This is a genomic window from bacterium, from assembly GCA_004322275.1.
In the GTDB taxonomy this organism is placed as follows: domain Bacteria; phylum Desulfobacterota; class Deferrisomatia; order Deferrisomatales; family BM512; genus SCTA01.
In genome coordinates this window covers 20784-35133 of sequence record SCTA01000015.1, presented here as the reverse complement: position 1 = coordinate 35133, position 14350 = coordinate 20784, and the positions used below count along the sequence as shown (strand labels likewise).

Genomic DNA, 14350 nt, shown 5'->3' with positions numbered 1-14350 from the left:
ACCACAAAAAATAAATAGACGCGCCGAAGGCCCGGATAATCCGGGCTCTTCGGCTTTCAATCATTCTTTAGTAGGTGACGGGATTTACGCGGTCGTAATCTTTCGGTTTGTGGCAACCGACCACGCAGGTTCCGCCATTCGACTTCTTTGTGAAGTTGACGGGCAGCATCCACTTGGCCCCGAAGGGAACTTCCTTGCGGATGTGCTTGTCCTGATTGCCGGCGTGGGCTTCGTGGCAGGACTTGCAGCTGCGTCCCTTGGGATCTTTGTTGACGTGGAGATAGTGAAGGTTGAGGTCGCCGTTACGGAAGTCCGTCAACTTGGTCGTGAACTGGTTCAGCGCTATGTCCTTGTTGTGGCAATCGAAGCAAAGCGCGTAGTTTTCGGTCTTGTACGGCATGTAGAAGGTCTCGGGGAAGGGCTTTTTCAAGACCTGCGTAAAGTTGGAGCCGTGCGGATCGTGGCAGGCGTAGCAGTCGTTCTGCTGGACGGGGCCGTGCATGTTCTTCGCGCCGGCGATCATCGCGCCCATGTCGGTGTGGCAGACGTAGCAGTTATCCCTCGCCGGAGCCTTGAGCTGGCGGGGGTAATTGGAGGAATGCGGAGTGTGGCAGTTCGTGCAGTCGCCCTGCTTGAGCGCGGTGTGCTGCACGGCGGAGTTCTCCACGATTTCCTTGACTCGGGTATGGCAGAGGTAGCAAAGCTCCTTGCCCTTGTTGTAGAGCATGAACTCGAAGTCCGAGCCGTGGGAGTCGTGGCACTTGTGGCAGTCTTCCTTGACGGGGCCGTGAACGTATTTGCGCTCGAACTCCTCCTTGCGGTCGAGATGGCAAAGGAGACAAAGGTCCGTGCCTTTTTCTTCGGTCAGGCCGGGGTACGCCGAGGAATGGGGGTTGTGGCAGATGTTGCAGTCGCCCGCGGCGACCGGGCCGTGCATGAAGGCCTTGCCCATCATTTTCTTTTCGTGGCAGGTGAAGCAAAGCTCGCTGGTCGTGGCCGCCTTGAGCATAAGCTCGGCGTCGGACTCGTGCGGATCGTGACAGGCTATGCAGTCACCCTTCTGGATGGGTTTGTGGACCACGGGGTTCTGGTCGGTCCTTTCGTGGCATCCGTAGCAAAGCTCCTTGCCGCCCTGAAAAGCGAGGTTGAAGTCTTTGGAGCCGCTTTTGGACGGGTGTTTGGCCGCCGTCTGCTCGTGACAGATCGCGCACTGCCCCGCGCCCATCGGGCCGTGAATGAATTTCTTCTTGCCCATCTTGTCGTGGCAGGATCCGCTGATGCACCCCTCCTCCGCCAGAGCGAAGCCTGCTGCACCGATGATCAATACCAGAGCGATACTTAAATTCACCAGAGCGCGCTTCATTTTCCTCCCTTTCATGGCTACCCCTTGATAACAAAGCCTTGTCTTGAAGGCCCTGCTAGCCGGCAGCCCTAAATGGATATCCCCGTAAACCCTGTTTTTCAAAAATTCAAAAATATTTTCCACATACTAGCGCAAACTTCGGTTTTTGACTATCCCTATCGAATCAACCGTAGCTGTGAAGACCGCTCAAAACGTAATTGACTCCCCAGTAGGTGAAGATAACCGCGCCGAACCCGACGACGGAGAGCCACGCAAGGGGCTTGCCGCGCCAGCCCGCGGAATAGCGGGCGTGCAGAAAAGCCGCGTAGACGAACCAGGTTATGAGTGACCAGGTTTCCTTCGGGTCCCAGCTCCAGTAGGTTCCCCAGGCGTAATTGGCCCAGGCCGCGCCGGTAAGAATCCCAAGGGTAAGGAGGGGGAAACCGACGGCGACGGCCTTGTAGGAAAGTTCGTCAAGAACCTTGAGAGGGGGCAACATATCTTCGGACTTTGAGAAAAGAAGGCTGAGGCCGAAGAAAATAGCGCCGACCAGGACGGATACGCCCCACATTATGCCGAGGCTCTTCTCCCCGATCAGTTCCGGCTTTATGTTGCCGTACTTTATCAGGGAGACCAGCAGGGGCAAAACGAGCGGGTGAAGCGAGAGCATCAGGGTCTGCTTTAGCTCGCGGGTGCGGATGAGATAGAGGATGCATATCACGTAGGAGACGCCGAAAGCGGCGTAACCGACGAAACAGGTAACCACGTGAGAGGTCAGCCAGTTTGACTGAAGCGCGGGAACCAGCGGCTGTATGTCGCTCGATACCCCGGTAAGCGAAACCAGCGCGATGCTGATGAATCCCAGGGCCGTGGCCAGAACGCCGATGACTTTGTAGCCGTAAAAATACTCGAAGACCAGGTAAATGAGAACGATCGCCCAGGAAAAGAAGACCATCGACTCGTACATGTTGGAGAGGGGAACGTAGCCGAAACCCAGCTTGTAGCTTTCGACCCAGCGCACGCCTATTGCGGCGGTGTTGACCAGAAACCCGGCCATAGTGATAAGGGTTGCTGCCGTGCCGATTTTCTTGTTTCTGGATACGATGTAAATCAGGTAGGCGACGCTGGCCAGGAGGTATATGACCATGGCAGCGCCGAAGATTTTGTCGTTAATAACGTTCTGGACCATTAATTCAACTCCGGCCTCGATATACGCGGCTTATTATTCAACGATGGTTTATATCAAATCCAATTTATTTTTGAAAGGTTTCCTGAGCTTCCTCGGAAAGCGTTTCAAACCAGTGCTCGAAGGAGACGCGGTTTCTGCTCGCGTTGCCCGCGAAGAGAATCTGCGTCTTGCCGTCAGCCGTGGATATTTTCGCCCAGACTCTCTTGTGGCTGAAAAAGAAGGAGGCGACAAGGCCGATGGTAATCAGGAAGCAGCCGACCCACACGATGGGAACCCCCGGATCCTTGGCGACCTGAAGGCCGGTGTAGAAAATCCAGTCGGCCTTGTCCATGCGGACGTAGTAGGGGCCGACGGGCCACCACTGGCGCTGACCGCCGAAGGCGGAGGCTTCATAGACTCCGTTCTGGTCGTTCGCCCCGCCTTTGCTGACCTGGAAAACAGCCGCTGAAGCGCCGCCCCTCTGGTTGTCGATCTGCGCGTCGCGAAGGACTATCTCGCCTCCATCAGGCAGCGTCACCCTTTCGTTGAGATTCACAGTGCGGTTCGTGGCCAGAAAATTCCTGTTCTGGTCGGCTATGGTGATGGTCGCGGTATTGACGCCGACCTGCCCGAAGCTTGACTGGTAGAAGTAGATGCCGTCGACTATGAGGGGCGAATTGACCTCTATCCTGAGTTTCTCCCCCTCTGCGCCGTTTCTGATGACCGTCAGGAAACTGACGTAATCCTTGGTCCTGCCGTCGGGGTAGTTTTCAAGGTAGAATTCGTCGCAGCGCACGGCGAAGGGAAGCCTGTAGAAGAAGTCGTTTGTGGAAAGGGTTATCTCTTTTGCAGGCGAGGACCCGTCCCATTCTATCTTGTTGACGAGAAAGGGAACCCGGCCGCTAAAAACGTCTTTGGAGCTCACCGGTTCGTTGAAATTCGAGGAGCGGGTGTAGACCTTGCCGCTGCCGTCCTTTACGGTAAGAGAGACGTTACCCGCGAGGAATTGCTTTCCCGTCAGCGCGGCGAAGAGATCGTCCGACATTTTCAGGACGGAGGCTCCCAGAGCCTCTTTGTCGGACACCTGCGCCGAGGAGGCGACCTGGATGGGGGCCGCGCCGCGCATGCGCACTATATCCTGTTGTGTGCCTTCGACTATGCCGACGAAGCCCTTGAAACCGAAGAGAATGCCGACAATGGAGCCGAGAGCGAAGAGAAAGAGGCTGCAATGGGTTACGTAGACGCCCATCCTGCTCCAGCCCCCCCGGGAAGACATCAGGTAGACCGCTCCGTCTTCCTCGCCCCGCACCGTTGCCGATACTTTTTTTGAGAGAAGTCCGGCGACCTTTTCCTCGGCTTCTTTGGCGGAAAGGTCCGTCTTTATCTCGAAGCGTTCGTGCACCGTGGTCTGACGCTTGTCGAAGAGGGGGTCGCGGTCCTTCATCAGCTTTATCGCCGCGGGGAGTCTTTTCAGGGAGCAGAAGGTGATGTTTATGAGGAGGAGGGACAAAATCAGCAAAAACCACCAGGAGTGGTACATGTCGCCGAGATTGAACAGATTTATCAGCGTTCCAAGGCCTTCGCCGTAGTGCTCGCCGTAGTGAGCCTGGGATTCCCCCTGCTCGATGACGGTTCCGAAGATCGAGGTTACCGCCAGCGACACCAGGACAAAAATGGAGAGCTTGATTGAACTGAAGAAATCATTAAGCGACTTTGTGAGGTTCTTTTCCTGACTCAACTTAGAACTTCCTCCTTAAGCGGGACCGCCCTTCGGAGAGGACGGGCGCCGAATGCAAGTTTTATCTTTAAATGTTTAAAGTTCCCGGTGGCACTGCAGGCAGCGTTTGGATTCGCAAGAGGCCTGCGCCGGGTTGAAACCGTCTTCGACCTCCAAAAAGCCGCTTATGCGGACGCTGAGGGGCTTTGCGTGCATCCTTTCGCGTATCTTCTCTCTTTGGGTCTCGATGTGCATCTTAAAAGGTTTTCTTACCATCAGACGCCTTGTCATGGGCACCTTTACAAGAGAGTAGGAGGTGTCGGCGAAGATCGCGAGAGCAGCCTTCCTGCCGTCGGCGATGGCTGCGACGGCGGTCTCGGCCCCACGGGCGGCGTCGCCTCCCGCGTAGAGCTTTTTGACGCTGGTCTTTTGGGTCGCGGGCGATACTTTCACCCTTCCGTCCTTCTCTCTTGCAAGTTTCGCCAGGGCGGGATCATCGAATATCGGTCCTTTGACGTTCTGCCCAAGACAAGGGATTACAACGTCGAACTCGATAAGATGTTCCGACCCTTTTATCGGCACGGGATGGGGTCTTCCGCTGGAATCGGGTATTCCCAGCTCCATGAGCACAACCTCTATTCCCTTGAGCTTCCCGTTTTCCAGCACCGCCTTTACGGGATTTATAAGGTAGCGAAAGCGTATTCCCTCCCTCATCGCCGCCTCCAGTTCGTCCTCTCTGGCGGGCATCTGCTCGCGGGTTCTGCGGTAGAGCAGGTGGACCTCGGAAGCGCCCGAGCGAAGAGCGGTCCTGCAGACGTCGAGAGCGGCGTTGCCTCCGCCGATGACGGCTACCTTGCCTTCGATCCTCGCGGGCTCGGGCTCCTTGGAGTCTTTGAGGAACCGTTGGAAGTCGGTGAAGGCGCTCTCGCCCTCGACCCTCATCGACATCGACGCGGGAGCGCCGACAGAGAGGTAGACGGCGTCGAAGCCGTCGAGGAGGGTTTGCACGGGCACTCCGCCGGGGCCGACGGGCGATTCGGCGTGGAAGACGACTCCCCTGGCTTTCAGGTCTTCGACTTCCAGGCGCACAACCTCCTTGGGAAGGCGAAAATCCGGGATCGTGGTGATAAGCCTTCCGCCGGGTTCCTTTTCGGAATCGAAAACCTCGACCCTTGCGCCCAGCACGCTCAAAAAATAAGCGCAGGAAAGGCCGGAGGGGCCGGCTCCGATAACCGCCACGCGGGGCCCGTCCGTCAGCGCGGGCTCGGGCGGTGCGGTTTCTCCGCCGCGAGACAGGTACTTCTGGTGGCGGTCGAAGAGGAAGCGCTTGCAGTGGTTTATCGCTATCGGCTCGCCGTCCACGCCCCGGTAGCATTTTCCCTCGCAGGGGTGGGGGCAGACCCTGCCGATGGTGCCGACAAGGGGAAGGCGCGTGCGAATAAGGGAATAGCCCTGCTCGAACTCCTCGTCGGAGAGAAGCTGGAGGTAATCGGGGATGTGGAGACCCGCCGGGCAGGTCCTCTCGCAGGGGGCGATGTATTCGACCGGGCCGTACCAGGCGTCCACGGCGGCCACTACCGCCACGTAAATCGCTATGCCGGCTATGAAGAGGTGGCTGTAGGAGAAGCCGCTCCAGGTGGCGTAAAGGAGCCCGAGGCCGAGGGGAAGCATGACTCCGAAGAGCAGCCCCGTCAGGATGCGGTTTCCGAAGATCTGCCCGAGGCCGGGAGCGAGGGCGCTGAGAAAGGTAGCCGTGTTTTTCCATCCCCGGCTGGCCTTGATCTCATGCATAAGCCTCAGACGGCCCGTCAAAAGGCCGTTGCAGAAGCGGCAGCGAAAAGCCTTGCCCTGCGGCGTGACACTACAAAGGCTGCAATCTATGTACTGTTCCATTAAAACCCCAAAATCCCTACCTATTAAGGGCTTGTCCGTAAATAAATCCTTCGTTCTCGCATCCGGCTTTTGGCCCGCTTTTGCCGCTCATCAATCGCAAAACCCAAGGCGTAGAACAACTACGCCTACGGTTTTACTCAATCTTCGCGACAAAATCGCTCTCAAAATCCGGCGCGATCTCCGAAAGGCCTATTTACGGATAAGCCCTAAATCTATCCGGCTTTCCTTCGATCGATGGAGTCCGGCCACTTCTCCACCAGGGCGTAAGCGTTATGATTGTGGATAGACTCGAAGTTTTCGGCCTCGACGGAGAACCACGTGATGTTCGGGTCCTTGAGCAGCCCGTAAGCCACGTCGCGCACGATGTCTTCCACGAACTTGGGATTGTTGTAAGCCTTTTCGGTGACGTACTTTTCGTCGGCGCGCTTGAGGAGGCTGTATACCTCGCAGGAAGCCTTGCTCTCTACGTAGGTAATCAGGTCTTCAATCCAGACGAACTCCTTGAAACGCACTTCGAGGGTGATGAGAGACCTCTGGTTGTGAGCCCCGGCTTCGCTTATCGCCTTGGAGCAAGGGCATACGCTGGTCGCGGGCACCGTAACGCCTACGAGAAGATCGTACTTCCCGTCCCGAAGCGAGCCCTTGAAGGAGCAGTCGTAGGACATAATCGAGCTTTCCCTGCTCACCGGCGCCAGCTTTTCAGCGAAATAGGGAAAGCGCATCTCTATGTGCGCGCTGGCCGCTTCCAGCCGGTCGAGCATCTTTTCGAGGATTTTCGGGAAACTCCCGATTCTGAGCCCCTCGCGGTGCTCGTTTAAAACCTCCACGAAGCGGCTCATGTGGGTTCCCTTGAAGTGGTGGGGCAACCCGACGTACATGTTCACCGTAGCCACGGTGGACTGCTTGCCGTGAGCCTTGTCCAGCAGGGTGACGGGGTAGGTGATGTTCTTTACTCCTACCTTGTCGATCTCTATCCGCCGGTGGTCGCTGGTGCTCTGTATGTCTACAAGCTCTTCGCAATCACTCTTCAAAGTAACTCGCACAAGCCTTCTCGCTTTCCCACGCGGTAACCTTGTGGATTTTCGCCCCGGTGCCGGAAAGTCTCCTCCCGACCTCCTCGTAGATGTATCTGGCGATGTTTTCCGAAGAGGGGTTCACCTTGTCGAAGGGAGGGACCTCGTTAAGGTAACGGTGGTCGAGGCCGTCGAGGACCGCCGTGGTAGCCGACTTGATATCCCGAAAATCTATGGCGAGGCCTATGCTGTTGAGTTCCCTGGCCCGGACTACCACCTCTATCTTCCAGTTGTGCCCGTGAAGGGCTTCACATTCGCCTTCATACTCGCGCAGATTGTGCGCGGCGGCGAGATGGTCTTCTATCTTTAGTTCAAACATATAAACTCCCTTGTTTTTTTTCGACCGTTTAGACTAGCACCGGGCCAAAAAAATTGTAAAGGCAAAATTCCCCTTCAGGGTTTGCCCCTACATTCAGGATCTGTGGATTGACAAGTCCTCGCATGAGGTGGAGAGGGGCTTGCGGGGTATTTTTACTGAAAACGGCGATGCGGCGCCAAATAACAAACGGAGCGATCTCGTCAGCGGAGTTTTTCAATGACGGGGGATACCTCCGCGACCGGGATTATCCTCACCCTGCCGAGGTTTAACTGCCTGTCAATCCACCTGTCCAGCTCCTCCCGGTACTTTTCCGCCGCCAGAAACTCTCTCACCTCGTCGCGCACCTTCGCAATGGGTCTCGAACCGGCGATTTCCGGATTTTTGGCGACGTATGCCCGCACCTCGGATTCCGAAACGTAAGCGGACTCCCGCCGGAAGCCAAGGTAGCGCTCCACAAGGGCCATGTCGGCGGCCCTTCTTTCCAGATCCGCCGAAGTCATCCCTAGAGCGCCGGCGACGGCGGCGAGCTTTTCCTCACCCCCGGCGAACCCGGCGAGTCTGTCAACGCCTTTCCTGACCTCTTCGGGAGGAACGCTCATTCTAAGCTTTGTCGCCTCGGCTACGACGAGCCTTCTCCTGACAAGCCTGCGAAGCAGCTCGACGTCGGTGAGAATTCCCGGTTCCCCTTCCAGTCTGGCGAATTCGCCTTCAGACCGAAGCTGGCTTTGGGTGATGACGGTGTCGTCAACCCTGGCCTTCACCGAATCGGCCACGCGCCACCCGCTCTGCTGGGCGAAAACGCTCCCGGCTGCCGCGAAAAGGGCGATAAAGGCGAGGATGTATCTCACTTTTTACCTTTCAACTGGTATTTGCTGACCGCCCTGTTGTGCTCCGCAAGGGAGGTGGAGAAATAGTGGCTGCCGTCGCCCTTGCCGACGAAATAAAGATACTTGGTTTTGGCTGGATTCAGCACCGCCTGTAAACTTTCTTTTCCCGGGTTGGCGATGGGGCCGGGCGGCAGCCCCTTTCTTACATATGTATTATAAGGCGCGTCCCGAAGGAGGTCCACCTTCCGCAGGTTCCCGTCGAAATCGGGGATTCCGTAGATGACCGTCGGATCGCTGCCCAGGGTCATCCCGATCTTAAGCCTGTTCTCGAAGACGGAGGCGATTAGCGGCCTTTCCTCTCCCTTCCCCGTCTCCTTCTCGATGATGGAGGCGAGAATCACCGTGCGGTAAAGGTCACCTCGCCCGATGAAGCCCAGCTCCTTCGCTACGACCTTGAAACGGCCCACCATCGCCTCGACGACCTTCAGGGGCTTTAGCCCCCTTGCGAAGCGGTAGGTGTCGGGAAACAAAAACCCTTCGAGACTGTCGCCGGGCAGGTCAAAACGCCTCGGGGTAGCGGGATCGGTCGCGACAGCTATGAAACCGGCAGCGCCGGTTACCCCCGCCGCTTCGAGTATCGGGGCCATCTGGCGAAGGGTGTACCCCTCGGGAAAGGTCACGTCCACCATAGAGACGCGCCCGGCGTAAATGTCCGAAAGCATCTGCCTGAGCGTCATCGTGCCCGCGAAGGAGTAGTGACCGGCCTTGAAACCCGAAGGCTTGCCGTAAAGGCGCATGGAAAGGGTGTTGCCCAGCTCCCACGGCCCCGCCCCCGACTTCGCCAGCAGTTTCGCAAGCGACTTCGCGCCCATTCCCTCGGTAACGTCGATATAGACAGGGGCGGCGAGCACCCTTTCGGCGTTGTAATAGTTCGACACCTTTACATAGAACCAGCTCGAAAGGGCGAGGAGCAAAATAAAGGCCGCGAGGATAAACCTCTGCGCTCTTGTCCTTAGAAAACGCATCGTCACGCCCCAAAAGAGTGGTTCAAGGTTGCAGCCTCCCTCGGCCAAAGCTCACGCAGCATAGTTGCGCAGCTCGATGATTACCCGCAGTTTAAAAGCCGGGAGGGCGGCTGTCAACAACCGCCACAAAGGCGCGAAGACCGGCGAAAACCCCCGGCGCGGGTGAAGTTATCAAAAAAGAGGCGGCGCGGGAATTTTTCTCTTCACAACGGAATTGGAATAACGTATTATCCCGCCTCCATCAGCGGGGCACGGGCAAGAAATATCTTCGCTGCTAGTCGAAAAAAACGTCCCCATCGTCTAGCCCGGCCCAGGACATCGGCCTTTCACGCCGACGACAGGGGTTCAAATCCCCTTGGGGACGCCACTATAAAGAAAGGGCCAGATCGCGCAAGCGGTTTGGCCCTTTTGTTTTTTCCGTATCCGACTCGTGTAAATTTGCATTATGAATGCAAAATTGCAGGCTTAGGTAATTGAAAATAGTCCGGCCCCTTGACTGCCGCTAGCGGCGAGTGCCTGGTTTCGCATCCAATTGAGGAGTTCGCGCCGATTGCCAGTGAAGCTCCAGGAGCAGCACTTATTTTGAGAAAGGAGCGGCGGCTTATGGATTCAGACCTTGAGGCCCTCCCGGATTCCGTCTACAGCCATCAAATACGTGAATATCAGTTAACTTCCCTCAATTGCTTGAGCCAACTAACAATTTCGTCATCGGCTTTTTGGACCTTGCTTCCTTTTACAGGGAGTCCTTTGAGTACATTGGCGTTAGGACAAAGCTTCCGAATGTCTTTTTCGCTGCGACCCATCCCGCTACCTTCGTGGGTGCATAAAGGGATTATTGTTTTTCCTGCGAAGTCGTACTCCTCCAGAAAAGTAAAAACTGCCATCGGCATCGTCCCCCACCAGTTGGGGTATCCTAGATATATCACGCCGTAGTCCCCCATGTTCTCCACATGTCCCGCGAGCTCGGGACGGGCATTTTGGCGCAGTTCCTCCTTCGCCACCTCGGTCGTTTCTTCATAGCCGACCGGATATACCATAACGGTATCGATCCTGAATAGATCAGCGCCCGTCAGGTTCTGGATAATTTTAGCGGCTACTTCCGTATTTCCAACCGGCAGATTCACGATGTTGCCATTCACGAAGTTCATTCCCGGACGGGAGTAGAACGCGATCAGTTTTTTCATTTCGGGTTCCTTAGGGGAGCTTCTACATCAGAAAAAGCTTGTACTGCGTCCGGGAGGCGCTGCCCCAGGATTTCGATCGTTGCTACAGCCTCATTCAATTCAGTCAGTTCGGCAGGGGTAAAACTAACAGCAGCAGCGCCGATATTCTGGCGCATATGCTCCTCATGTGTCGTTCCGGGGATCGGCACGATCCAAGGCTTCTGTGCCATCAGCCAGGCCAGCGCAATTTGCGCGGGGGTTGCACTCTTTCGTTCAGCCCATTTCTTCAGCATTTCAACGAGCGCAAGGTTCTGCTGCAGATTCTCCGGCGCGAACCGGGTCTCAGTGCCTCGAAAGTCACCGGGAGCAAACCGGGTGCTTGCATCGATCCAACCAGTCAGGAACTGGACACCGAGGGGACTCCAAGGCACAAAGCCTATGCCAAGTTCCTCGCACGTCGGGATCGCTTCCTTCTCTGGTCCGCGCCATAGCATGGAATACTCGCTCTGGACTGCGGTGACGGATTGTTCGGCATGAGCGCGCCGCAGGGTCTGAATCCCCATCTCGGAAAGGCCCCAATGCAGTATTTTGCCTTGACCCATCAACTCCTTGACTGCACCGGCGACGTCTTCAATAGGGACCTCCGGGTCGACTCGGTGCTGATAAAGAAGATCGATGCGATCAGTCCGAAGGCGCTTGAGCATGGCTTCGACTACCAGCTTGACATGCTCCGGGCGGCTGTTAAGTCCCGGAAGACGCTTGCCGGTTTCCTGATCGATGTTCCAGCCGAATTTCGTTGCGATCACAACCTTATCGCGGAAAGGAGCCACCCCCTCACCCAAGATGCGTTCCACCTCGAAGGGACCGTACGCCTCTGCCGCGTCAAAGAAAGTGACGCCACTATCGAAAGCGGCGCGGATGACCTTAATCATTTCCGGTCGGTAAGGCACTGTGGTGTCGTATTTGCGGCTCATGTTCTGAACGCCGAGTCCGATGCTCGACACTTCGAGTTTGCCGAGCTTGCGGCTCCCGAGGATCGAGGACTGAGGAGGACGGACAGCGCCTGTGCTCCCGATGGCAGCAGAACCCTCCAGAGATTGCGCAGCAGCAGAAATATGAGGCAGCAACGCGGCTGCGGCTAGTCCTGCTCCTGCGACAAGAAACTTCCGTCGATCCAGTGTGACGGGGCCGCCTTCAAGCGCGCAGTCGTTTTGTGTGCTATTCATGTCGTGGTTCCTCCATTAGCGGTTCTTATCAGCTCAAGAGCATCATTCTTGTCAACTCTACGACCGTAAGCCGAGACTTCTAGGTCACTGTTGCTTCCCCAACCAGCTCCTCGTTTGTGAACGGGCCGTAGACCTCAGCCGTATCGAAGAAGGTCACGCCCAGTTCGACCGCCCTGCGCATAAGGGCTATCATCTCCTTTTTATCCGCCGGGGGGCCGTACGAGAAGCTCATCCCCATGCAGCCGAGGCCGATGGCCGAGACTTCCAGCCCGCCAATTCCCACCCGCCAATTCCCAGTTTGCGTTTCTGCATTCTTTTCTCCTCGTTAGACCGCGATCAAATCGTACTGGTCGTTACCCATTTTCATTTCTTTCATGTATGACAGCTGGCGCAGGCCCTGACGGGACTCGATGCGCTCCCTGAGGTCGTGAAGCTCTTCTTCGGGCAACTTATAGACAAGGTCGATGGAGGCCTTATCGACGGCCAGAAGATCGGCGGAGGCAAGGACGCCTATGTCGCGCGCCTTTACCGGGGCGGCGCTGACGCCAGCGCAGTCGCAGTCAACGGACATATTGCGCAGCACATTTATAAAAACGATCCTCTTGCCGAAATGATCTATGGTGGCTTTCGCCGACTCCACCATGTTCTCCTGAAAGGGTTCGCCCTTGAGCCAGCTCTGGTAATCGTCATTATCAGGGGCGGCGTGCACCATTTTTTTGCCTACCGGCCCGTCGGCGCAGCCGATGGCGATATTCTTCATCGAACCGCCGAAGCCGCCCATTGCATGCCCCTTGAAGTGGGTCAGCACCACCATCGAGTCGTAACCCGGCATGTTCTTGCCGACCGACATTTCCGTAAAATGCCTCCCGCCCTTTACCGGGATCATCACACCCCCGTCCTCGTCCATGATGTCCACGGTGCAAAAATCCCAGCCGTTGATCTTCAGGGTTTCGCGATAATCCGCTGTAGTATACCGCTTACCCTTGTAGAGGGTGTTCGTCTCCACCAGATTGCTGTTCGGGATTTGCTGCTGCAGTGCTTTGACCATGTCCCGCGGCAGGATATTCGGTCCGTTCGGTTCGCCGGTGTGCATCTTTATCGCTACTTTACCGGCGATGCCCTGATTGATCTTTGAATAGACCCTTAACAGGCCGTCTGGATTTATTTCATTCGTAAAGAATACTTTGGATTTATCAGGCTCCCTTGCAAACACCTTGCCAAGGCCGTTGACCGACAGGGCGGCGGCTCCCAGGACTACTACGCTGTTTCTCAGAAATCTGCGACGCGATATTTGCTCTGACATTCTTCATTACCCTCCAAGAATAGGCGATCCTAATCACCAGGAGTGTCCGGCTCCTTCATCACCGGCTAAAAGCTAACTCATGGCGAGTGAAGGCAGGTAGACCGATACTGTTCTATTCTTGCCTAATCGTGCGGAACCTTGGATAGGTGTTGTCACGAGGAGCGGGGCCAGGTAGGCTCATGTCGAGCAAAAGACATGAAAAATGGAGAAGATATGAGGGAAATAGAGAACAATAACACTGAAACTGCGCTAGCGGTCTTCCGGGAGAGCATTGCCCGATGGACCGATGGAGGCGAGCAACAAGTAACCGCTGTTCCGGGACTGTCGCTTTTCAGGAGGGACGAGCCGACGGAGCCCATCAGCGGCATGTATGAACCCAGCATTTGCGTGGCAGCCCAAGGGGCCAAGCGCGTCCTGCTGGGAGAAGACACCTTCGTGTATGACGCGCACCGCTATCTCGTTACGTCGGTGCATCTGCCCACGGTTGTGCAGATTATCGATGCGAGCCGGGAGAAGCCTTACCTGGGGCTTCGGCTGAAGCTCGACCTGCGCGAGATCTCTCAGATGATGGTGGACAGCAATCTTCCCCCGCCGCGCGCGCAGCGGTCAGACCGCGGAATGGCGACCGGCGAGGCAACTTTGCATCTCATTACAGCCTTTACACGTTTAATCGACCTTCTCGGCGACGAAAGAGACGTACCGATACTTGCGCCCATAATCCAGCGCGAGATAATCTACCGTTTGCTCGTCGGGGAACAAGGAGCGCGCCTGCGCCAGATTGCCTCGGCGGGCAGTCAGAGTCAACAGGTGGCGAGGGCGATCGAATGGCTGAAGGGTAATTTCACGGAGCCGCTTCGCATTGACGATCTGGCCTCAAAAGCCAACATGAGCGCGTCAACCTTTCATCACCACTTCCGCTCGATGACCGCCCTTAGCCCTTTGCAATATCAGAAACAGCTCCGTCTTCAGGAAGCAAGGCGCTTAATGCTGTCGGAACATCTGGACGCCTCATCCGCGGCGTTTCAGGTCGGATACGAGAGCCCTTCGCAATTCAGCCGCGAATACAATCGCCTGTTCGGAGCCCCGCCACTGCGGGACATCACGAACTTGCGCCAAATGGCCGTTGCGACGGCATAAAACCACTTTATTGATTAAACACATGGCATCAAACGGCATGAAGACCGGGCAGGAGACGCATCAACTACGTGTTTTTCTGCGTTAAAGGGTCTGGGCTACCTTAATATCTGGGCACCTGCCTCCGCCATTGAATTTCGGAAAAAAATTATCGCAGCGG

13 protein-coding genes, 1 tRNA gene and 1 pseudogene are annotated in these 14350 nt (G+C 56.3%); 2 read left to right on the top strand and 13 right to left on the bottom strand.

What is annotated here, in order from left to right:
• Positions 1-67 precede the first annotated feature (67 nt).
• From EPN96_04675 to mltG, 8 genes are all read right to left on the bottom strand, one after another.
• Positions 68-1378 carry a cytochrome C gene (locus EPN96_04675; GenBank protein ID TAL17615.1) on the bottom strand — a complete coding sequence of 437 codons (1311 nt, stop codon included), beginning with the start codon at positions 1376-1378 and terminating at the stop codon, positions 68-70.
• A 148-nt stretch (positions 1379-1526) separates the two neighbouring features.
• Positions 1527-2531 carry a c-type cytochrome biogenesis protein CcsB gene (ccsB, locus tag EPN96_04670; GenBank protein TAL17614.1) on the bottom strand — a complete coding sequence of 335 codons (1005 nt, stop codon included), beginning with the start codon at positions 2529-2531 and terminating at the stop codon, positions 1527-1529.
• Between the two features lie 64 nt (positions 2532-2595).
• Positions 2596-4248 (bottom strand): hypothetical protein, encoded by a 1653-nt coding sequence (locus EPN96_04665; GenBank protein ID TAL17613.1) that lies wholly within the window; start codon positions 4246-4248, stop codon positions 2596-2598.
• 75 nt (positions 4249-4323) lie between these two features.
• Positions 4324-6120 (bottom strand): hypothetical protein, encoded by a 1797-nt coding sequence (locus tag EPN96_04660; GenBank protein ID TAL17612.1) that lies wholly within the window; start codon positions 6118-6120, stop codon positions 4324-4326.
• 212 nt (positions 6121-6332) lie between these two features.
• Entirely contained in the window at positions 6333-7151 is an 819-nt protein-coding gene (locus EPN96_04655; GenBank protein TAL17611.1) for a GTP cyclohydrolase I FolE2, read from the bottom strand.
• A complete protein-coding gene (queD, locus tag EPN96_04650) occupies positions 7141-7512 on the bottom strand; it encodes a 6-carboxytetrahydropterin synthase QueD (protein TAL17610.1) in 372 nt (123 codons plus the stop codon). The genes EPN96_04655 and queD overlap by 11 nt, the downstream gene beginning before the upstream one ends.
• A gap of 200 nt (positions 7513-7712) precedes the next feature.
• Positions 7713-8360 (bottom strand): hypothetical protein, encoded by a 648-nt coding sequence (locus EPN96_04645; GenBank protein ID TAL17609.1) that lies wholly within the window; start codon positions 8358-8360, stop codon positions 7713-7715.
• Complete coding sequence (mltG, locus tag EPN96_04640) at positions 8357-9364, bottom strand: endolytic transglycosylase MltG (GenBank protein TAL17608.1); 1008 nt, start codon at positions 9362-9364, stop codon at positions 8357-8359. Before mltG ends, EPN96_04645 begins: the two co-directional genes overlap by 4 nt.
• Before the next feature lie 289 nt (positions 9365-9653).
• On the opposite strand from mltG, the gene EPN96_04635 reads away from it, so the two are divergent.
• Positions 9654-9731 (top strand) — tRNA-Glu (locus EPN96_04635).
• 76 nt (positions 9732-9807) lie between these two features.
• Here EPN96_04635 and EPN96_04630 read toward each other — a convergent pair.
• The 5 genes and pseudogenes from EPN96_04630 to EPN96_04610 all read right to left on the bottom strand — a co-directional run bounded on the left by EPN96_04630 (position 9808) and on the right by EPN96_04610 (position 13056).
• On the bottom strand, positions 9808-9969 hold the full coding sequence (locus EPN96_04630) for a twin-arginine translocation signal domain-containing protein (GenBank protein ID TAL17658.1): 162 nt from the start codon (positions 9967-9969) through the stop codon (positions 9808-9810).
• Between the two features lie 57 nt (positions 9970-10026).
• On the bottom strand, positions 10027-10548 hold the full coding sequence (locus tag EPN96_04625) for a flavodoxin (protein TAL17607.1): 522 nt from the start codon (positions 10546-10548) through the stop codon (positions 10027-10029).
• Positions 10545-11753, bottom strand: coding sequence for an aldo/keto reductase (locus tag EPN96_04620; GenBank protein TAL17606.1), 1209 nt, complete (start codon positions 11751-11753; stop codon positions 10545-10547). The genes EPN96_04625 and EPN96_04620 overlap by 4 nt, the downstream gene beginning before the upstream one ends.
• A 91-nt stretch (positions 11754-11844) precedes the next feature.
• Positions 11845-11991 (bottom strand): annotated as a pseudogene (locus tag EPN96_04615) (aldo/keto reductase).
• A gap of 87 nt (positions 11992-12078) precedes the next feature.
• The gene (locus EPN96_04610) at positions 12079-13056 is read right to left on the bottom strand and encodes a DUF362 domain-containing protein (GenBank protein ID TAL17605.1); all 978 of its coding nucleotides are present in this window, start codon (positions 13054-13056) and stop codon (positions 12079-12081) included.
• A 213-nt stretch (positions 13057-13269) separates the two neighbouring features.
• Here EPN96_04610 and EPN96_04605 point away from each other — a divergent pair, with 213 nt between their 5' ends.
• Positions 13270-14193, top strand: coding sequence for an AraC family transcriptional regulator (locus EPN96_04605; GenBank protein ID TAL17604.1), 924 nt, complete (start codon positions 13270-13272; stop codon positions 14191-14193).
• The last annotated feature ends 157 nt before the right edge of the window (positions 14194-14350 follow it).